The organism is Streptomyces toxytricini (genome assembly GCF_014649915.1).
In the GTDB taxonomy this organism is placed as follows: Bacteria; Actinomycetota; Actinomycetes; order Streptomycetales; family Streptomycetaceae; genus Streptomyces; species Streptomyces toxytricini.
The window spans coordinates 42,505-61,380 of sequence record NZ_BMTY01000020.1 but is presented as its reverse complement, the minus strand read 5'-3'; the positions used below and the strand labels follow the sequence as shown (position 1 = coordinate 61,380).

Annotated in this window: 17 protein-coding genes; 7 read left to right on the top strand and 10 right to left on the bottom strand. The window is 73.1% G+C overall.

Annotation, left to right across the window (positions count from 1 at the left end; genetic code table 11):
- Positions 1–156 precede the first annotated feature (156 nt).
- Positions 157–786 (top strand): lysophospholipid acyltransferase family protein, encoded by a 630-nt coding sequence (locus IE170_RS23980; protein ID WP_223856904.1) that lies wholly within the window; start codon positions 157–159, stop codon positions 784–786.
- Between the two features lie 20 nt (positions 787–806).
- Here the strand turns inward: IE170_RS23980 and IE170_RS23975 are convergent, their stop codons facing one another.
- From IE170_RS23975 to IE170_RS23965, 3 genes are all read right to left on the bottom strand, one after another.
- Positions 807–2,285: a membrane-associated oxidoreductase gene (locus IE170_RS23975; protein ID WP_189811523.1), complete on the bottom strand. Its 1,479-nt coding sequence runs from the start codon at positions 2,283–2,285 to the stop codon at positions 807–809.
- Between the two features lie 68 nt (positions 2,286–2,353).
- Positions 2,354–3,916 carry an MFS transporter gene (locus IE170_RS23970; protein ID WP_189811522.1) on the bottom strand — a complete coding sequence of 521 codons (1,563 nt, stop codon included), beginning with the start codon at positions 3,914–3,916 and terminating at the stop codon, positions 2,354–2,356.
- A 3-nt stretch (positions 3,917–3,919) separates the two neighbouring features.
- On the bottom strand, positions 3,920–4,465 hold the full coding sequence (locus IE170_RS23965; protein ID WP_189811521.1) for a TetR/AcrR family transcriptional regulator: 546 nt from the start codon (positions 4,463–4,465) through the stop codon (positions 3,920–3,922).
- A gap of 82 nt (positions 4,466–4,547) precedes the next feature.
- On the opposite strand from IE170_RS23965, the gene IE170_RS23960 reads away from it, so the two are divergent.
- Both IE170_RS23960 and IE170_RS23955 read left to right on the top strand, forming a co-directional pair.
- A complete protein-coding gene (locus IE170_RS23960; RefSeq protein ID WP_189811520.1) occupies positions 4,548–5,063 on the top strand; it encodes an HAD domain-containing protein in 516 nt (171 codons plus the stop codon).
- 101 nt (positions 5,064–5,164) lie between these two features.
- Positions 5,165–6,352, top strand: a complete 1,188-nt coding sequence (locus IE170_RS23955; protein WP_189811519.1) for a hypothetical protein — start codon at positions 5,165–5,167, stop codon at positions 6,350–6,352.
- A 171-nt stretch (positions 6,353–6,523) separates the two neighbouring features.
- Here IE170_RS23955 and argH read toward each other — a convergent pair whose 3' ends face one another.
- Complete coding sequence (gene argH, locus IE170_RS23950; RefSeq protein WP_125543851.1) at positions 6,524–7,954, bottom strand: argininosuccinate lyase; 1,431 nt, start codon at positions 7,952–7,954, stop codon at positions 6,524–6,526.
- 155 nt (positions 7,955–8,109) lie between these two features.
- Positions 8,110–9,303, bottom strand: a complete 1,194-nt coding sequence (locus IE170_RS23945) for an argininosuccinate synthase (RefSeq protein ID WP_114056822.1) — start codon at positions 9,301–9,303, stop codon at positions 8,110–8,112.
- Between the two features lie 209 nt (positions 9,304–9,512).
- On the opposite strand from IE170_RS23945, the gene IE170_RS23940 reads away from it, so the two are divergent.
- From IE170_RS23940 to IE170_RS23930, 4 genes are all read left to right on the top strand, one after another.
- Positions 9,513–11,018 (top strand): HEAT repeat domain-containing protein, encoded by a 1,506-nt coding sequence (locus IE170_RS23940; protein ID WP_189811518.1) that lies wholly within the window; start codon positions 9,513–9,515, stop codon positions 11,016–11,018.
- Between the two features lie 554 nt (positions 11,019–11,572).
- A complete protein-coding gene (locus IE170_RS32850; protein WP_229885119.1) occupies positions 11,573–11,950 on the top strand; it encodes a maleylpyruvate isomerase N-terminal domain-containing protein in 378 nt (125 codons plus the stop codon).
- Complete coding sequence (locus IE170_RS32845; RefSeq protein ID WP_223857218.1) at positions 11,871–12,188, top strand: hypothetical protein; 318 nt, start codon at positions 11,871–11,873, stop codon at positions 12,186–12,188. Before IE170_RS32850 ends, IE170_RS32845 begins: the two co-directional genes overlap by 80 nt.
- Positions 12,189–13,091: 903 nt before the next feature.
- Positions 13,092–13,802, top strand: a complete 711-nt coding sequence (locus IE170_RS23930; RefSeq protein ID WP_189811606.1) for a L,D-transpeptidase family protein — start codon at positions 13,092–13,094, stop codon at positions 13,800–13,802.
- An 81-nt stretch (positions 13,803–13,883) separates the two neighbouring features.
- Here the strand turns inward: IE170_RS23930 and IE170_RS23925 are convergent, their stop codons facing one another.
- The 5 genes from IE170_RS23925 to argC form a co-directional block, all read right to left on the bottom strand.
- Positions 13,884–14,447 carry an arginine repressor gene (locus IE170_RS23925; RefSeq protein WP_189811517.1) on the bottom strand — a complete coding sequence of 188 codons (564 nt, stop codon included), beginning with the start codon at positions 14,445–14,447 and terminating at the stop codon, positions 13,884–13,886.
- Positions 14,448–14,454: 7 nt separating this feature from the next.
- The gene (locus tag IE170_RS23920; protein ID WP_189811516.1) at positions 14,455–15,660 is read right to left on the bottom strand and encodes an acetylornithine transaminase; all 1,206 of its coding nucleotides are present in this window, start codon (positions 15,658–15,660) and stop codon (positions 14,455–14,457) included.
- Positions 15,657–16,610, bottom strand: a complete 954-nt coding sequence (gene argB, locus IE170_RS23915) for an acetylglutamate kinase (protein ID WP_189811515.1) — start codon at positions 16,608–16,610, stop codon at positions 15,657–15,659. Before argB ends, IE170_RS23920 begins: the two co-directional genes overlap by 4 nt.
- Entirely contained in the window at positions 16,607–17,764 is a 1,158-nt protein-coding gene (gene argJ, locus IE170_RS23910) for a bifunctional glutamate N-acetyltransferase/amino-acid acetyltransferase ArgJ (RefSeq protein WP_189811514.1), read from the bottom strand. Before argJ ends, argB begins: the two co-directional genes overlap by 4 nt.
- A gap of 82 nt (positions 17,765–17,846) precedes the next feature.
- Entirely contained in the window at positions 17,847–18,875 is a 1,029-nt protein-coding gene (argC, locus tag IE170_RS23905) for an N-acetyl-gamma-glutamyl-phosphate reductase (RefSeq protein ID WP_189811513.1), read from the bottom strand.
- Position 18,876 lies beyond the last annotated feature (1 nt).

Sequence of the window (18,876 nt, the reverse complement as noted above, 5' to 3'; positions counted from 1 at the left end):
TGCGTTTCGAACCGGTGAACCCGATGTGCGATCAGACCTGACCCGCGAGTATCGTCCTCACCTGCACGGCCTCCGCGCCGTGCACAGCCGCTTTTGGATGCCGGAGGGCTCACGTTGTTCCGTACCGCGCTCATCAAGGCCACCGTCGGACCGGTCATGCGCATGATGTTCCGCACCCGCGTGGAGGGCATCGAGAACATCCCCGGATCCGGGCCGGTGATCCTGGCGGGCAACCACCTCACGTTCATCGACTCGATGATCCTGCCGCTGGTCTGCGACCGGACCGTCCACTTCATCGGCAAGGACGAGTACGTGACGGGCAAGGGCCTCAAGGGCCGCGCCATGGCCTGGTTCTTCACCGGCTCCGGCATGATCCCCGTCGACCGGGACGGCGCCAACGGCGGCGTCGCCGCGCTGATGACGGGCCGCCGCATCCTGGAGGAGGGCAAGATCTTCGGGATCTACCCCGAGGGCACCCGCTCCCCCGACGGCCGCCTCTACCGCGGCCGCACCGGCATCGCCCGGCTCACCCTGATGACCGGTGCCCCCGTCGTCCCGTTCGCGGTGATCGGCACGGACAAGCTCCAGCCCGGCGGCAAGGGCATGCCCCGCCCCGGCCGCGTCACCGTCCGCTTCGGCGAGCCGATGGAGTTCTCCCGCTACGACGGCATGGACCGCGACCGCTACGTGCTGCGCGCCGTCACCGACTCCGTGATGGCCGAGGTCATGCGGCTGTCGGGCCAGGAATACGTGGACATGTACGCCACCAAGGCGAAGGCCGCCTGACCCGGGCCCGCGCCGCACGCCTACTGCCGGCGCAGCGACCGGCTGATGCCCGCCGCGGTCGTCGTGGCGAGGACCCAGCCGGTCACGATCAGCAGGTACGACAGCCACTGCGCCCAGCCGCGCGGTGCGAAGGCCTGCTCCTGCCCGAAACCGATGATCGGCAGCATCAGGTCGAGGGTGTAGAAGACGGGGTTGAACTCGGGTGCCTCGTCCGGCTTGAGCGGCGGCGGGGGCCGCATCCCGTACGCGACCGAGCCGGTCAGCAGCAGTGCCAGCAGCCAGAGCGCCGCGCGCAGCGGCCGGAACCCGTAGCCGACGGTGGTGTCCTGGAGGAGCCCCCACAGCCGGGCGTGCCGGGGCAGGGTGCGGCGGTGGCGGCGGAGCTTGGCGAGCTGCACGGTCCGCGCGGCGGCCTCGTCGCCGGTGGTGAGGTAGGCGGCGGCGAGCTGCTCGTACGCGTACGGGAGGTAGCCGGACTCCTCGCGTTCCAGTGCGGGCAGCCGCTCCTCGGCGGGCAGGTGCGGGGCGAGGGTCCGGTAGGTCAGGCCGTCGATGCGGATGCGGTCGGGCCAGGCGTTCGGCGGGACGTGTAACAGGTCGAAGCTGGAGCGCCGCAGGTTGACCGACCCCTGGAGGGTGGGGCACTCCCGCAGCCACAGCTCCCCGGCCGTGCAGCTGGAGGCGCGCAGGGCGACCCCGCCCGGGTTGGCGAAGGCGGCGTAGGCGAGGTTCAGCTGGCCCGGTATGCGGGAGCCGGTGAGGTTGACGCGGCCGCGCGCCTGCATGCGCATGGCCCGCAGGTCGGTGCCGACGGTCAGGGTCTCGGCGTGCAGGGCGGTGCCGCCGGGGGCGAGGAGGCGGGCGCCGTCGAGGTTGACCTGGCCGCCGACGGTGGCGCCGTTGATCCGCGTCTGGCCGTGGACGGTCAGACCCGCCGCGATCACGTCGGTGCCGATGTGGGCGTGGTTGAACTGCAGCGGCGGCTCCTCCCCCTCCCGGCCTGCGGTGTCCGGGTCGCCGATGACCGCCTTCTGGAGGAAGAAGCCGCCGCCTATCCGGGCCCCGGCGAGCCGGACGGGGCCGGTGATCCGGCAGCAGGCGAGGCGGAGGGCGAGGTCGACGGTGAGGGTCGAGGCGGTCAGGCCCGGCAGCACCGAGTCGGTGAGCGACAGCGCCCGCAGCCGGGCCCCGTACAGGACCGGCTTGCGCTCGAAGAGGCAGGCGCGCAGCCGGATCGCGTGGTCGATGTCCGCGTACTTGAGGACGAGCTTGCCGGTGATGCGGGCTCCGCGGACGTTCAGGCCGGCGACCTGCCCGTCCGCGGTGGGCCCGGTGAGGAGGAGCGCGGCCAGCGCCTCGGCGCGCAGGGTGCGCTCGGGCCCCCAGGACGACCCGTCGGCCGGGTCCTCGCCGGGGTCCTCCCGGAAGTCGACGCCTTCGCCGCGGGGGAAGGCGTCCCAGACGCGGCGCTCCGCGGGGGTCAGCTCGATGATCTCCACCGGCGGGATGGTGTCCCGACGGCCGACGGACTGTCAACCGCCTGCCGGGGGAGGCGCCTTGAAGGCGGTCAGGGGTGCGCCGGGGCGCCGTCCTGGAGCTTCTGCCCCTTGAGCAGGAACCACGCGGCGACCGCGGTGGCCAGCAGGACGAGCGCGCTGACCCCGGAGGCGAGCCGCAGGCCCTCCACGAAGGTGTCCTGGGCGGCGGTGACCAGGGTGTGCGCGGTCTGCGGGTCCAGCGAGGACGCGGCTTCGACGGCGCCGCCGAGCGAGTCGTGCGCCGCCTCCGCGACGGCCGGTGGGACCTGCGCCGGGGCGGTGAAGCCCTGGTAGACGCCGGTGACGATGGAGCCGAGGAGGGCGATGCCGAGGGCCGCGCCCAGCTCGTACGCGGTCTCGGAGACGGCCGAGGCGGCGCCGGCCTGCTCCTTGGGGACGCTGGAGAGGATCACGTCGGCGGTGACGGTGAAGGAGAAGCCCGCACCGATGCCGACGACGAGCAGGGACGCGCCGAGCAGCGGGTAGCCGCTGGTCCGCTCGACCATGGTGAGCGCGGCGAGTGCCAGGCCGATGGCGCCGAGTCCGCCCGCGACGACGGCCCGGACCGAGAAGCGGCGGGCCCAGGCGCCGGCCAGGAGGCCGGTGGCGACGGCGCCGATGGCGGCGGGCAGTTCGGCCAGGCCGGCCTCCAGGGGCTCGCGGCCCTGGACCAGCTGGAGGAACTGGGAGAGGAAGAACAGCAGCCCGGAGAGGCCGAACACGGTCAGCAGGTCGGCGACGACGGCGCCGGAGAAGCCGCGGTCCTTGAAGAGCCGCACGTCGAGGAGCGGCGCGTCGAGGGTGAACTGGCGCCGGACGAAGGCGTACAGGGCGGCCGCACCGCCGAGCGCGGCCGCGGCGACCTCGGGGGTCGGGCCGTGCGTGGCGGCTTCCTTGACGGCGTAGACGACGCCGATGACGCCGACGAGGGACAGGGCGACGCTGAGGAGGTCCCAGGGGCCGGCGACCGGGTTCTTCGACTCGGGCAGCAGCTTCACGCCGACGACGACCAGGACGGCCATGACGGGCAGGTTGATGAGGAAGACCGAGCCCCAGTAGAAGTGTTGGAGCAGCGCCCCGCCGACGACGGGCCCGACGGCCGCTCCCGCGGAGGCGGTGGCGCCCCAGATGCCGATGGCGAGGCTGCGCTCGCGCGGGTCGGTGAAGATGTTGCGGATCAGTGCCAGTGTGGACGGCATGAGGGTCGCGCCGGCGACACCGAGGAGGGCCCGGGCGACGATCATCATCTCGGGGCTGGTGGCGCAGGCGGTGAGCACGGAGACGGCGCCGAACGCGGTGGCGCCGGTCAGGAGCAGCTTCTTGCGCCCGATCCGGTCGCCGAGGGAGCCCATGGAGACGAGCAGGCCGGCGATGACGAAGGAGTAGATGTCGCCGATCCACAGCAGCTGCGTGCCGGACGGCTTCAGGTCTTCCGAGAGGGACGGGGTGGCGAGGCCGAGGACGGTGGCGTCGACGGCGACGAGGAGGACGGCGAGGACCAGGACGGCGAGCGCGAGCCAGCGCCCGCGGCTGCCGCCGCCACTGGTGCCCTCCGCCCCGCCCAGGGGCTTCAGCTGCTCGGTGCGGGTCATGTCCTATCGCTTTCGTTGTGCTCCGCCGAGCAACAGCTCGGTGATCATGTGGTGGAAGTCCTTGGCGGCGACCCTGCCGTCCATGACGGCCCAGGCGCAGGTGCCGATGAGGCCGTAGAGCGCCTCGGTGAGCCAGGCGGGGCTGAGGTCGATGCGGATGTCGCCCTCGGCCTGGCCGCGCCGGAAGAGGGCGCTGACGCGGGCGTCGAGCCGGGCCCAGCCCTCGTTGACCTGGTCGCCCTCGAAGAGCTGGTTCTCGGTGACGAGGAAGGCCAGCAGCTGCGCGTTCGCCTCGCTCTCGGCGACGAGCCGGCGCAGCGCCTGGACGGCGGTGTCCTCGCCGAGCCGGGCCCGGTCCAGGGCCTGCTCGAACTCGCGGATGCCGAGGTCCTCCAGCGCCCGTACCAGGGCGTCGCGGCCTGCGAAGTGCCGGTGGAGGGTCGCCCGGCCGATGCCTGCGGCGCGGGCGACCTCGTCCATCGTGGCGGTCGACTTGCGGGAGAGCAGGGCTGCGGCGGCGCGGAGCACCTGGTCACGATCCATGGCCATGAGACAACGGTACACCAAATGAGACGTCGATGTCTCATTTTAATGTGATGCCCTCGCCGACCCCGACCGGAAGACTGCCGAAATGACGAAGAAACCACTGCTCCTGATCGACGTGGACGGGCCCCTGAACCCGTACGCCGCCCAGGCCGAGCGCCGCCCCGCGGGCTACACCACCCATCGGATGCGCCCGAGCGGCTGGACCGGGGCCGACAGCGGGAAGCCGCTGCGCGTGTGGCTGAACCCGTCCCACGGAGCGGAGCTCCTCGCGCTGGCGGACGCGTACGAGCTGGTGTGGGCGACCACCTGGAAGGACGAGGCGAACGACTGGATAGGCCCGCACCTCGGGCTGCCGCGGCTGCCGTACGTCGACTGGCCGCAGATGCACGGGCGGGCGCCGGCCGGGACGTTCTGGAAGACGCAGTACGTCCTGGAGTACGCGCGGGGTCGGGAGTTCGCCTGGGTCGACGACGACATCACCGACGCGGACCGCGAGTACGCCGACCGCCACCACCTGCAGCGGGCGCTGCTGATGCGGATCGACGAGCGGATCGGGCTGCTCCGGGCGGACTTCGACGCGCTGGCGCAGTGGGCGGCGTGAGGGCGCGCCGGATTTTGATCACGGGTGCGCGGCGCACCTAGCATGCCCATGCCACCCCCGCCGCTTCCCTCCACGTCCCGCCACGCCGACGAAAGCGACCCATGCGCATCCAGCGGATCCTCGCCACGACCGCCGCCCTCACCTGCCTGACCGCCCTCGCCGGGTGCAAGGAGGGCGGCGACCGGAGCTCGCCGCCGGCCGGCGCCTCCGCCGCCTCCCCCGCCGGCACCGCCGCCGCTGAGGGCACCCTCGCCGCGGCGCAGGCCCAGCTGCGGAAGTTCGCCTCCTGCGAGGACCTCGCCACCAAGCCCGACGACCCGCGGCTCCCGGCCCGCGACTTCCCCAAGGCCGGCCAGTGGTCGGTCGAGGAGGTCGGCGTCTGCAGCGACACCTCCGAGACGGGCGCGATCGTGATCGCCGTCCCCAAGGACATGAAGGCCTTCCAGGAGGGCTACAAGAAGTACGTCCTGGACAGGATGGCCGCAGGCGACGGCGCGTACGGGCTGTTCGACCAGGTCCTGGTCGGCAAGGGCTTCGTCGCCTTCCCGACCCGCACGCCGACGTCCGTGAAGCTCGTCCGCTCCGACCTGCGCGTCCTCGTCTGCAACCCGGGCGGGCGTGTGCCCGAGGGGTACAAGCGGGAGAAGCCCCTCGTCGAGGGCTGCTCCCTCACCGACTTCGTCTCCTCCGAGGACGGCTCGGGCAGCCCGAACTTCGAGATCCCGCAGAACCCGGACAACGGCGGCGAGGCCAAGCCCGGCCAGCCGAAGAACGGCAGCCTCGGCCTCCCCCGCGCCGGCAGCCTCGCCGAGCTGCGCAAGCTCGTCGGCAACAGCCTCGCCTGCGAGAAGAACTACTCGACCGACCCCGAGACCGTGGCCGTCTCCTCGATCGACTACGCGCCGGTGGTCACGGGCAACGCGCTCGACTGGGGGGTGACGGGCCGCGCCCTGTGCGGGCAGCCGGCCGGCGAGCGCCGCGCCCACGACCTGAGCTGGCTGAGCACCGTCGGGGACATGAAGAAGCTCCAGGCGAAGGCCAAGGCCGCCCAGCAGGCCGACCTGAAGGACGACGGCCGGCTCAAGGCCACCACGAGCCTGCTTCTCGTCGGCGAGAACGTCGCGGTCGAGACGAACAGCCCCTCGTCCCGGTTCGGCCTGTACCAGTTGCAGTTCCTCTACCTGAACTGCAAGCCCGGATTCACCGCGCCGGCCGGGTACCGGCTGGAGAAGGCCCAGGTCGACGGCTGCGTCCTGACCAACTACGAGCCGGACCACCCGGTCGGCTGACCCGCACGCGAACGCGGCGGAGGGGCGGCCGGGGCACAGGGCTCCGGCCGCCCCTCCGGGCGTGCCGCGGCGTGCGGACCGGCATGCCCCGCGCCCGGGGGCGTACGGGGGTGCCGGGCCGCAGGGCCGCGGGGTCTCGGGGGCGGCGGCGGTGGCAGCCGCCGCGAGCGGCTACTGCTTGTGCTGCGCCCAGGCGTGCTGGATGACCAGGTCCGCCTTCAGCTCGGTCAGCTGGAGCGCCACCGCGGACGGGGCCGTGCCGCCGCGGCCGTTGCGGGAGGCCAGCGCGCCGGGCACGTTCAGGACGGTCCGCACCTCCGGGGTGAGGTGCTCGGAGATCTTCGCGAACTGCTCGTCGGTGAGCCCGTCGAGCTCGATGCCGAGCGCCTCGCACTCCTTGACGCACTCGCCCGCCACTTCGTGCGCCACCCGGAACGGCACGCCCTGCTTCACCAGCCACTCGGCGATGTCCGTGGCGAGGGAGAACCCGGCCGGGGCCAGCTCCTCCATGCGCTCCCGGTTCACGGTGAGCGTGGCCATCATCCCGGTGAAGGCGGGCAGCAGCACCTCCAGCGTGTCGCAGGAGTCGAAGACGGGCTCCTTGTCCTCCTGCAGGTCGCGGTTGTACGCGAGCGGCAGCGCCTTGAGGGTGGCGAGCAGGCCCGTCAGGTTGCCGATGAGCCGGCCGGACTTGCCGCGCGCCAGCTCCGCGATGTCCGGGTTCTTCTTCTGCGGCATGATCGACGAGCCGGTGGAGAAGGCGTCGTGCAGGGTCACGAAGGAGAACTCCTTCGTGTTCCAGATGATGACCTCCTCCGCGATCCTCGACAGGTTGACGCCGATCATCGCCGTGATGAACGCGAACTCGGCGACGAAGTCCCGGGAGGCCGTCCCGTCGATCGAGTTCCCGACCGAGCCCCGCTCGAATCCGAGGTCGGCGGCGACCGCCTCCGGGTCCAGGCCGAGGGACGACCCGGCCAGCGCGCCCGAGCCGTACGGGGAGACCGCGGTCCGCGTGTCCCACTGGCGCAGCCGCTCGGCGTCCCGGGACAGGGACTGCACGTGCGCGAGGACGTGGTGGGCGAAGAGCACCGGCTGCGCGTGCTGGAGGTGGGTCCTGCCCGGCATGGCCACGTCCGGGTGCGCCTCGGCCAGGCCGATCAGCGCGTCCTGGAGGTCGGCGATCAGCCCGCCGATGATCCGGGCGTGGTCGCGCAGGTACATCCGGAAGAGCGTGGCCACCTGGTCGTTGCGGGACCGGCCGGCGCGCAGCTTGCCGCCGAGCTCCGGGCCGAGCCGCTCCAGCAGGCCCCGCTCCAGGGCGGTGTGGACGTCCTCGTCGGCGATGGTCCCGGTGAAGGAGCCGTCGGCGACGTCCGCCTCCAGCCGGTCCAGGCCCTCCAGCATGCGGTCGAGCTCGTCCGCGGTGAGCAGGCCGGCCTTGGCGAGGACGCGGGCGTGGGCGCGGGAGCCGGCGATGTCGTACGGGGCGAGGCGCCAGTCGAAGTGGACGGACGCGGACAGCTTGGCGAGGGCCTCGGCGGGGCCGTCGGCGAACCGGCCGCCCCAGAGCCGGACGTCGCCACCGTTGTTGCTGCTCACTGCTGCTGCTCCTCAAGGCTGCTGCGACTGCTGCGATTGCTGCGGCTGCTGCATCTGCTGCGGCTGCTGCGTGTTGGTGTGCGACGGCCTCCCCGCCGCGGAGTACGGGGAGGCCGTCCGGGTGCTGCGTGGCGCGCTTGGCGCCGGGCCTCGCCTCAGGCGAGGTCGCGCTTCGCGGCGATCTTCGCGGAGAGGGCGAAGATGTCGATGAAGCCCTGCGCCTTGGACTGGTCGAAGGTGTCGCCGGTGTCGTAGGTGGCGAGGTTGAAGTCGTAGAGGGACTCCTCGGACTTCCGGCCGGTGACGACGGCCCGGCCGCCGTGCAGGGTCATCCGGATGTCGCCGGTGACGTGCTGGTTGGCCTCGTTGATGAAGCCGTCCAGGGCCCGCTTGAGCGGGGAGAACCACAGGCCGTCGTAGACGAGCTCGCCCCAGCGCTGCTCGACCTGCCGCTTGTAGCGGGCCAGCTCGCGCTCGACGGTGACGTTCTCCAGCTCCTGGTGGGCGGTGATCAGCGCGATGGCGCCCGGAGCCTCGTACACCTCACGGGACTTGATGCCCACGAGGCGGTCCTCGACCATGTCGATCCGGCCGATGCCCTGGGCGCCGGCACGCTCGTTGAGCTGCTGGATGGCCTGGAGGACGGTGACGGGCCTGCCGTCGATGGCGACCGGGACGCCCTCCTTGAAGGAGATGACGACCTCGTCGGGCTCCCGCGGGGTGGCCGGGTTAGAGGTGTACTCGTAGATGTCCTCGATCGGCGCGTTCCAGATGTCCTCCAGGAAGCCCGTCTCGACGGCCCGCCCGAAGACGTTCTGGTCGATGGAGTACGGGGACTTCTTGGTGGTGGCGATCGGCAGGTTCTTCGCCTCGCAGAAGGCGATGGCCTTGTCCCGGGTCATCGCGTAGTCCCGGACCGGGGCGATGCACTTGAGGTCGGGGCCGAGGGCCTGGATGCCGGCCTCGAAGCGGACCTGGTCGTTGCCCTTGCCGGTGCAGCCGTGGGCGACGATGCCGGCGCCGTGCTTCTTCGCGGCCGCGACCAGGTGCTTGACGATGGTGGGGCGGGAGAGCGCCGAGACCAGCGGGTAGCGGTCCATGTAGAGGGCGTTCGCCTTGATGGCCGGGAGGCAGTACTCGTCGGCGAACTCGTCCTTGGCATCCGCGACCTCGGCCTCGACGGCACCGCAGGCGAGCGCGCGCTTGCGGATGACGTCCAGGTCCTCGCCGCCCTGGCCGACGTCCACGGCGACGGCGATGACCTCGGCGCCCGTCTCCTCGGCGATCCAACCGATGGCGACGGAGGTGTCCAGGCCGCCCGAGTAGGCGAGTACGACGCGCTCGGTCACGGGTTTCTCCTTACGGTGCATTCAACGACAGGCATAACTATGCACTACTCCGTATGTTTCGTCAATCAGGGTGGGTGTCGGGGCCGTGACCTGGGGTTTCGTGGGGATATTCGGGTGGGGGACGTGCGGGGGCGGGGGTAGGGTCGGCGTTCCGCGGCCGGGGCGGAAGGCTGCGGAGGGCTCGTCGACACAGCGGAGGGGACGGACACGTGGACGCACGGAGCCGGGAGGCCGGGAAGGGGCGCGCAGCCGCCCGCGCACTGCTGCGGGGCACGCCCCCCTCCACCGGTGGGCTGCTGCAGTCGGCCGGGCCCGACACCTGGATCGCCTTCGACGAGGAGATCCGCCGCCACGGCCCCCTCCCCGAAGCCGCCTCGGCCACCTTCCGGGCACGCCTCTCCGCCCGCCTGGGCCTCCTCCGGCCGGAAACCCCCGTCGAGGTGCTCCTGTGCCACCCCGACGGCAGGGTCCGCGAAGCCGCCCTCGGCACGCCGCAGCCCCCGCCGGAGCTGGTGGTGATCCGCTGCGCCGACTGGGCCGCCGCCGTACGGGAACCGGCCCGCCGCCTGCTCGCCGGGACCCTCGCCGACGCCCCCGCCGCCACCCTGCTCGCCCTCACCCCGCTCGTCCTGCGTCTCGCCGGACGCGAGCAGGGCGCCTGGGCACTCGCCCTCTTCGAAGCCGCCCTCCGCACCGACCCCCCGCTGCCTGCCGCCACGGCCCCGCGGGACCCTGCCACCGAGCCCGCTCCGCCCGCCGACCACCCGAGCACGGTGCTCGCCCGCCTGAGCGGCAGCGCCGACCTGCCCACGCGGCGCTACGCGACCCGCCTCACCCTCGGCACCCCGCTCCTGCGCGACCGGCTGACCGTACGGGACCTCGCCCGCCTCGCCGCCGCAGAACGCGACCCGGCGAACGCGGCCGTGTGGACGGACGCGACCCTGGCGGCGCTGGCCGAGGCTCGGCCGGACAGCAGCGGCGACGATGCGGGCGGGCGGGACGGGGCGGCGGAGGGGGCGGCGGAGAGGGACGGGGCGGCCGCGCGGGACGAGGCCGTGGACCTTCTCATCGGCAGCCCGCTGCCGTCGGTCCGGGCCGCCGGCATCACCGCCCTGCGCCGGGCCGGCCGCACCGCTGAGGGCGTGTCCCACCTGGCCGACCCCTCCCCGCTCGTACGGGCCTGCGCGCGCTGGCTCACCGCCCGGGACGGCGGCGACCCGCACGAGCACTACCGCCGCCTGGCCGCCGACCCGTCCGGGTGCTCCGCGCACGCAGTGGCCGGCCTCGCCGAAGGCGGTCGCACCGAGGACGTCCCGCTCCTGCGGAGCCTCGTCGACCACCCCTCCGGTGCCGTGCGTGCCGCCGCGGTGGCCGGTCTCCGCCGCCTGGGCGCCGACCCCGACCGCACCGCGCTGCTCGCCCTCCTGGACGACCCCTCGCCCGCCGTGGCCCGCGAAGCCACCCGCAGCCTCCGCACGGTGGCGGAGGACCTGGACACCGGGCACCTGCTGTCCCGCTGCACGCCGAAACAGCCGCTCCACACCCGCCGCGCGGCATTCCGGCTGCTCCAGGTCCAGGGCGGCACGGCCGCAAGGCAGGCGGCGGAATCCCTGTCGTCCGACTGGAACCCGGCCCTACGCCGCGCGGCCCTCGCTGCGTCCCGCTTCTACGCGTCGGCAGAACGCACCGGGCGGCGGGGGTGGTTGCGGGGGTAGGGGGTGGGCAATGCGGGGGGGGTGCGGCGGTGTCGGGGGTTGGTCGGGGTCGGGGGTTGACCGGCATCAGGGCCGTGGCTGGTGGTGGGCCGCCAGTCCAGTGTCAGCGCGGGCCGGGGCGGGCCGTCAAGGGCGCTCCCTTCGGTCGCGTCGCTTCGCGATGGCCCTTCGGGCCACCCTTGACCGCCCACCCCGTCCCGCACCGACAGAAGACTGTCGCCCCACCCCCAGCAGCAACAACGCCCAGGGGAACCCATACCGGGAGGGCCCCCGCCGCCCAGCGCCGACCCAGGCTCCGCCCCGCCCCTTTCGTCCCGGCAGCATCAGGTAGCTCATCAACCACCCCGCGGCGCCGCGGATCGCTACACGCCTCCGTGGACCAAGCGGCCGCCGCCCCGCCGTTGCTTGCGGAGGCGCCTCAGATCGCTACACGGTTCCGGCAGGTAGGCGGCTCCAGCTCGTTCGAGCACCCGTCAGCGAGCGCGCCGGGCAAGTGACTTGACCGGCCGGTAAACGGGGTGCGATCGGCAGAGGTGGGGTGATAGCGAGGCGATGTGACAGAAAGTCGCCGCCGTCGGCCGCCATCTGGTCGGGCGGGCCCTGCCGGGGCTCCGCCGGCGAAGGATGCCGCGGAAGCGCCGCGCGAGCTGGGGGCGCTGCTGGCCTGGTTCGAGGAGTCGAACAACCTGCTGCTGCGTACGCTGCGCGAGGCCGGCCCGGACCGCGAGTGCTGGACGTGGTGGAGCGCCGGCGTGTCGCCGGCGAATGCCCGGGGCGTTGCCCGGCGAAGGGTGCACGAGGTGCCGGTGCACACCTACGACGCCCAGCTCGCAGCTCGGCTCCGTAAAGCCGATGCCGGTGGACCTCGCGATCGACGGCGTGGCCGAGTTCCTCGACACCTGCAACTCCACCCCGGCGGCCTGGGCCCATGAGGCCGCCACCATCCACTACCACGCAACCGAGGGCCGCTCCTGGCTCCTCACACTGGACGGCACCGGCGCCTGGCCCGCGCCCCTCCCGCACGACGCCCCGCCCCCTTCGGCTTCGGCCACGGGCACCGCCGAGCAACTGCTCCTCTTCGTCTGGGGCCGCCGCACGCTGGGAGACCTGAAGATCGAGGGCGACCAGCAGGTATTCGAGCGGCTGATCGCCTGGGAACCCGAGGAGTAGAAGCCCTCAATTCGCCTCGTGGCATGGCAGCGGTTGGTGCGTGCCCGGGGCGTACTTCATGCGCCAAAACGATGTCCAGGACGTCGTTTACCCGCACCAGGTCCCCTCGCCGCCCCAACAGATCGCTTCATCCACACCACCAACCCCCACCCGTCCCAGCTGTGTCGCACTCGCCGACGCACGGACGCACGTAGCGATCCGAGGCGCCCTCCCAGCCCCGAACAGGTCGCAGCCGCCCACCCGGCCCAGCCCCGCAGCGATCTCACGCGCCTCCGCAACCACCAGCGGACCGCAGCCGCCCACCTGCCGGAAGCGTGAACCGATCGGACGCGCCTCCGCAACCACCAGCGGCCCGCAGCCGCTTAGTCCACGGGGGCGTGTAGCGATCTGAGGCGCCTGGGGGGCTCGTGAAGCGCTTGATGCTGCCGGGAGGGAAACGGGCGGGGCGGAGCCGGGGTCGGCGCTAGGCGGCGGGAGCCCGTAGGGACTGGGTCCCCCTGGGCGTTGTTCCGGCTGGGGGTGGGGCGACAGTCTTCTGTCGGTGCGGGACGGGGTGGGCGGTCAAGGGTGGCCCGAAGGGCCATCGCGAAGCGACGCGACCGAAGGGAGCGCCCTTGACGGCCCGCCCCGGCCCGCGCTGACACTGGACTGACGGCCCACCACCAGCCACCACCCCGACCCCGACCAACCCCCGACACCGCCACAACCACCACCCCCGCCGCCTCGCGCCACCGCCACAACCACCACCCCCGCCGCCTCGCGCCACCGCCTGACACCGCCACACGCCCCAACCCCCCGCACCTCCCACCCCCGCCCCACCCCGCATCCGGGTGACCTCCCACGCCGCCCGCGCCGCCTGCGCCACCCGCACCCCCTCCCCCACGTACCGTCTGTCCCGTGCTGCTGCGTATCGCCCTCGTCACCGGCTCGCTGATCGTCACCGGCCTGCTCGCGCACGGCTCCCCCGCGCATCCGTGGCCCCTGCCGCCGCCGCTGCCCGCGCGGCTCGCCGACACCGGGGGCGGCAGTCAGCTGATCACCGCGGTGGCGCCTGCGCCCGGGTCCACCACCGGGCGGGTGGCGTGGTGGGACCGGTGGGGTGGGCGCTGGTACGAGCGGGGCAGTGCCGAGGCGCGGTTCGGCGCGAATGGCCTGACGGAGGGCGCGACCCGCACCCAGGGCACGAACACCACGCCGACGGGCCTGTACGAACTGCCGTACGCGTTCGGGATCCGCCGGGCCCCGGCGGGCACGGAGCTCGCGTACCGGCCGGTCACGGATGCGTCGTGGTGGTGCCAGGACAACGCGTCGGGCAGTTACAACCGCTGGGTGGAGCCGCTGCCCGCGGACTGCGCCCCGGGCGAGGCGGAGCACCTGGTCGCGTACGGGCAGCAGTACGCGCATGCGTTGGTGATCGGCTTCAACTACAAGAAGCCGGTGCGCGGGCGCGGCGCGGGCATCTTCCTGCACGTGAACGGCAAGGGTGCGACGGCCGGTTGCGTGTCCGTGCCGGAGGGCGCGATGCGGGCGATCCTGCGCTGGGCGGACCCGGCGCGCGACCCCCACATCGCGATCGGTACGGAATTGGGGGAGTTGGCGGTCACCCGCTACTGACCGGCCCGCCCCACCGGTCCCGAAGACCCGCCCGGGAATCAGGCGGGCCGAGTCCCGCCCGGGTATCGGGCGGGCGGCCCCTCACCCCTCCTTCTGCGCCAGCCTCAGCATGTGGTCGGCCAGCGCCTGCCCTCCGGCCGGGTCGCGGCTGATGAGCATGAGGGTGTCGTCGCCGGCGATGGTGCCGAGGACGGCGTGGAGTTCGGCCTGGTCGATCGCCGAGGCGAGGAACTGGGCCGCGCCGGGCGGGGTGCGCAGGACGACGAGGTTCGCGGAGGCCTCCGCGGAGATCAGCAGTTCGCCGGAGAGGCGGCGCATGCGCTCCTCCTTGGCGGACTCGCCGAGCGGGGCCTGAGGGGTGCGGAAGCCGCCCTCGCTGGGGACCGCGTAGATCAGCTCGCCGCCGGTGTTGCGGATCTTCACGGCGCCGAGTTCGTCGAGGTCGCGGGAGAGCGTCGCCTGGGTGACGCTCAGCCCGTCGTCCGCGAGCAGTTTGGCCAGTTGGCTCTGCGACCGGACCGGCTGCCGGTTGAGGATGTCCACGATCCGGCGGTGGCGGGCGGTGCGGGTCTGCGGGACGGCCGGGCCTCCCGCGGGTTCCGGCCGGGGGGACGCCCACTGCTCGTTGTCCTGCGCCTGGCTCATCGTCGTCTCATTCCCCGGTTCGTCCGTCCCCGTTGGCTGCGTCGAGGATGCCGGGCAGGGCCCGGACGAACGCGTCCGCCTCGTCCTCGGTGAGCACGTACGGCGGCATGAGCCGTACGACGTCGGGGGCGGGCGCGTTGACCAGGAAGCCGGCGTCCTGGGCCGCCTGCTGCACCTGCGGTGCGTACGGCCCGGTCAGCACGATACCCAGGAGGAGGCCCTCGCCACGGACGTGGGAGACCAGCGGGTGGCCGGCGGCTTCGATTCCGGAGCGGAGCTGTTCGCCGCGGGCCTTGACCCGGTCGAGGAGGCCGTCGGCGGCGATGGTGTCGAGGACGGCGAGTCCGGCGGCGCAGGCGACGGGGTTCCCGCCGAAGGTGGTGCCGTGGTGGCCGGGTCGCAGGAGGTCGGCGGCGGGGCCGAAGGCGGCGACGGCGCCGATGGGGAGGCCCCCGCCGAGGCCCTTCGCGAGTGTGACGAGATCGGGGTCGACGCCTTCGTGGGCCTGGTGGGCGAACCAGTGGCCGCAGCGGCCGGTGCCGGTCTGGACCTCGTCGAGGACGAGGAGGGTGCCGGTGGCGCGCGTGATGTCGCGGGCGGCCTTGAGGTAGCCGGCGGGCGGGACGACGACGCCGTTCTCGCCCTGGATGGGTTCGATGACGACGAGGGCCGTCTCCTCGGTGACGGCCGCGCGCAGGGCCTCGGTGTCGCCGTACGGGACGTGGGTGACGTCGCCGGGCAGGGGCCGGAAGGGGTCTTGCTTCTTGGGCTGGCCGGTCAGGGCGAGGGCGCCCATGGTGCGGCCGTGGAAGCCGCCGTCGGTGGCGACCATGCGGGTCCGCCCGGTCAGCCGGCCGATCTTGAAGGCGGCTTCGATGGCTTCGGCGCCGGAGTTGCAGAAGAAAATCCGGCCTGGGCGGCCGAAGAGCTGGAGGAGCCGTTCGCCGAGGGCGATGACGGGCTCGGAGGCGTACAGGTTGGAGACGTGCCCGAGGGTGGAGATCTGGCGGGTGACGGCGCCGACGACGGCGGGGTGGGCGTGGCCGAGGGCGTTGACTGCGATGCCGCCGACGAAGTCGGTGTACTGCCTGCCGTCGGCGTCCCAGACCTGCGCTCCGGCGCCGCGGACGAGGGCGACGGCGGGGGTGCCGTAGTTGTCGGTGAGCGAGGCCTGCCAGCGGGCCGCGTACTCCTGGTTGCTGCTTGCGGTCACTGCTGCTCCCCTCCCTGTGCGTGTGCTGCCCGGTCGTCGGGCACGACCATGGTGCCGATGCCCTCGTCGGTGAAGATCTCCAGCAGGATCGAGTGCGGGACCCGTCCGTCGATGACGCGTGCGGTGCCGACGCCGCCGCGGACGGCGTGCAGGCAGCCCTCCATCTTGGGGACCATGCCGCTGGACAGCTCGGGCAGGAGCTTCTCCAGCTCGCCGACGGTGAGCCGGCTGATGACCTCGTCGCTGTTCGGCCAGTCGGCGTACAGCCCTTCGACGTCGGTGAGGACCATCAGCGTCTCCGCGCCGAGGGCGGCGGCGAGGGCCGCGGCCGCGGTGTCGGCGTTGACGTTGTAGACGTGTCCGTCGTCGGCGCTGCGCGCGATGGAGGAGATGACGGGGATCCGGCCGTCGGCGAGGAGGGCCTCGATGGCACCGGTGTCGATGGCGGTGATCTCGCCGACGCGCCCGATGTCGACGGTTTCGCCGTCGATCCGCGGGGTGTGCTTGGTCGCGGTGATGGTGTGGGCGTCCTCGCCGGTCAGGCCGACGGCGAGCGGGCCGTGCTGGTTGAGCAGGCCGACGAGTTCGCGCTGGACCTGCCCGGCGAGGACCATGCGGACGACGTCCATGGCCTCGGGGGTGGTGACGCGCAGGCCGGCCTTGAACTCGCTGACGAGGCCCTGCTTGTCGAGCTGGGCGTTGATCTGGGGGCCGCCGCCGTGCACGACGACGGGCTTCAGGCCGGCGTGGCGCAGGAAGACGACGTCCTGGGCGAAGGCCGCCTTGAGGTCGTCGTCGACCATGGCGTTGCCGCCGAACTTGATGACGACGACCTTGCCGTTGTGGCGGGTGAGCCAGGGCAGGGCCTCGATGAGGATCTGCGCCTTGGGCAGGGCGGTGTGCTTGCGGGCGGTGGTGCCGGGCCGGCCGGCCTTGTCGCTGTCGGTCATGACGAGTAGGCGCTGTTCTCGTGGACGTAGTCGGCGGTGAGGTCGTTGGTCCAGATGACGGCGGAGGCATTGCCGGTGGCGAGGTCGGCGGTGATGCGGACTTCGCGGTCCTTCATGGAGACGAGGTCGCGGTCCTCCCCGACGGAGCCGTTCTTGCAGACCCAGACGCCGTTGATGGCGACGTTCAGCCGGTCCGGGTCGAACGCGGCGGAGGTGGTGCCGATGGCGGAGAGCACCCGGCCCCAGTTGGGGTCCTCGCCGTGGATGGCGCACTTGAGGAGGTTGTTGCGGGCGATGGACCGGCCGACCTCGACGGCGTCGTCCTCGTCGGCCGCGCCGACGACCTCGATGCGGATGTCCTTGGAGGCGCCTTCGGCGTCGCCGATGAGCTGACGGGCGAGGTCGTCGCAGACGGTGCGGACGGCTTCGGCGAAGGACTCGTAGGCGGGCGTCTCGCCGGAGGCGCCGGAGGCGAGCAGCAGCACGGTGTCGTTGGTGGACATGCAGCCGTCGGAGTCGACGCGGTCGAAGGTGGTGCGGGTGGCGGCGCGCAGCGCCCGGTCGAGGGTGGCGCTGTCGAGGTCGGCGTCGGTGGTGAGGACGACGAGCATGGTGGCGAGGCCGGGGGCGAGCATGCCGGCGCCCTTGGCCATGCCGCCGACGGTCCAGCCGTCCTGGGTGACGGAGGCGGTCTTGTGGACGGTGTCGGTGGTCTTGATGGCGACGGCGGCGGCCTCGCCGCCGTCGGTGGAGAGCGCGGCGACGGCGGTGTCGATGCCCGGCAGGAGCTTGTCCATGGGGAGGAGGACGCCGATGAGGCCGGTGGAGGCGACGGCGACCTCGCCGGCGTTGTGCTCGCCGCCGAGGGCCTCGGCGGCCTTCTCGGCGGTGGCGTGGGTGTCCTGGAAGCCCTTGGGGCCGGTGCAGGCGTTCGCGCCGCCGGAGTTGAGGACGACGGCGCTGACTGCGCCGCCGCGCAGGACCTGCTCGGTCCACTGCACGGGGGCTGCCTTGACGCGGTTGGAGGTGAAGACGCCGGCCGCGGCCAGTCGGGGCCCGTTGTTGACCACGAGGGCCAGGTCCGGGTTTCCGTTGTCCTTGATTCCCGCGGCGATGCCCGCCGCGGTGAATCCCTGTGCTGCCGTGACGCTCACTGCGTCGTCTCCTTCTGTTCGTCGTCCGCGCGCGGCGGGCCGGCGCGGTCTTCGGGGCGTACGGGGTCAGGGGCCCGGTGGCTTACGGGGCGATCCCGGTGAGGGGCAGGCCCAGCGTCTCGGGGAGGCCGAGGGCGATGTTCATGCTCTGGACGGCGGCGCCGGCGGTGCCCTTGGTGAGGTTGTCGACGGCGCTGATCGCGACGATCCGCCCGGCGGCGGAGTCGAGGGCGATCTGCACCTGGACGGTGTTCGAGCCGAGGACGGAGGCGGTCGCGGGCCACTGTCCCCCGGGGAGCAGCTGAACGAACGGCTCGTCGGCGTACGCCTTCTCGTAGGCGGCGCGCAGCGTCTCGGCGGTGGTCCCGGGGAGGGCCTTGGCGGAGCAGGTGGCGAGGATGCCGCGGGACATGGGGGCGAGGACGGGCGTGAACGAGACGGAGACGCGCTGCCCGGCGACGGGGCTGAGGTTCTGCACCATCTCGGGGGTGTGGCGGTGGACGCCGCCGACGCCGTAGGGGCTGGCGGAGCCCATGACCTCGGAGCCGAGCAGGTGCGTCTTGAGGGCCTTGCCGGCGCCGGAGGTGCCGGTGGCGGCGACGATGACGGCCTCGGGCTCGGCGAGCTGGGCGGCGTAGGCGGGGAAGAGCGCGAGGGAGACGGCGGTGGGGAAGCACCCGGGGACCGCGACGCGCTTGGACCCCTCCAGCGCGGCGCGGCCGCCGGGCAGCTCGGGCAGCCCGTAGGGCCAGGTGCCGGCGTGGGGGGCGCCGTAGAAGGCGTCCCAGTCGGCGGAGTCCTTCAGCCGGTGGTCGGCGCCCATGTCGACGACGAGGACGTCGGGCCCGAGCTCGGCGGCCACGGCGGCGGACTGCCCGTGGGGCAGCGCGAGGAAGACGACGTCGTGCCCGGCGAGCACCTCGGCCGTGGTGGCCTCCAGGGTCCGCCCGGCGAGCGGCCCGAGGTGCGGCTGGAGGCCGCCGAAGGCCTGGCCGGCGTTGGAGTTCCCGGTGAGGGCGCCGATCTCGACCGCGGGGTGCGCGAGGAGCAGCCGCAGGAGCTCACCGCCCGCATACCCGCTCGCCCCGGCCACTGCTGCACGTACCACCATC

Coding starts and splice junctions, on each gene's coding strand:
- IE170_RS23980 (WP_223856904.1), top strand. CDS start 157: ATGCGCATGATGTTCCGCACCCGCGTGGAGGGCATCGAGAACATCCCC.
- IE170_RS23970 (WP_189811522.1), bottom strand. CDS start 3,916: ATGACCCGCACCGAGCAGCTGAAGCCCCTGGGCGGGGCGGAGGGCACC.
- IE170_RS23965 (WP_189811521.1), bottom strand. CDS start 4,465: ATGGCCATGGATCGTGACCAGGTGCTCCGCGCCGCCGCAGCCCTGCTC.
- IE170_RS23960 (WP_189811520.1), top strand. CDS start 4,548: ATGACGAAGAAACCACTGCTCCTGATCGACGTGGACGGGCCCCTGAAC.
- IE170_RS23955 (WP_189811519.1), top strand. CDS start 5,165: ATGCGCATCCAGCGGATCCTCGCCACGACCGCCGCCCTCACCTGCCTG.
- IE170_RS32845 (WP_223857218.1), top strand. CDS start 11,871: ATGCCGGTGGACCTCGCGATCGACGGCGTGGCCGAGTTCCTCGACACC.
- IE170_RS23925 (WP_189811517.1), bottom strand. CDS start 14,447: ATGAGCCAGGCGCAGGACAACGAGCAGTGGGCGTCCCCCCGGCCGGAA.
- argB (WP_189811515.1), bottom strand. CDS start 16,610: ATGACCGACAGCGACAAGGCCGGCCGGCCCGGCACCACCGCCCGCAAG.
- argC (WP_189811513.1), bottom strand. CDS start 18,875: ATGGTGGTACGTGCAGCAGTGGCCGGGGCGAGCGGGTATGCGGGCGGT.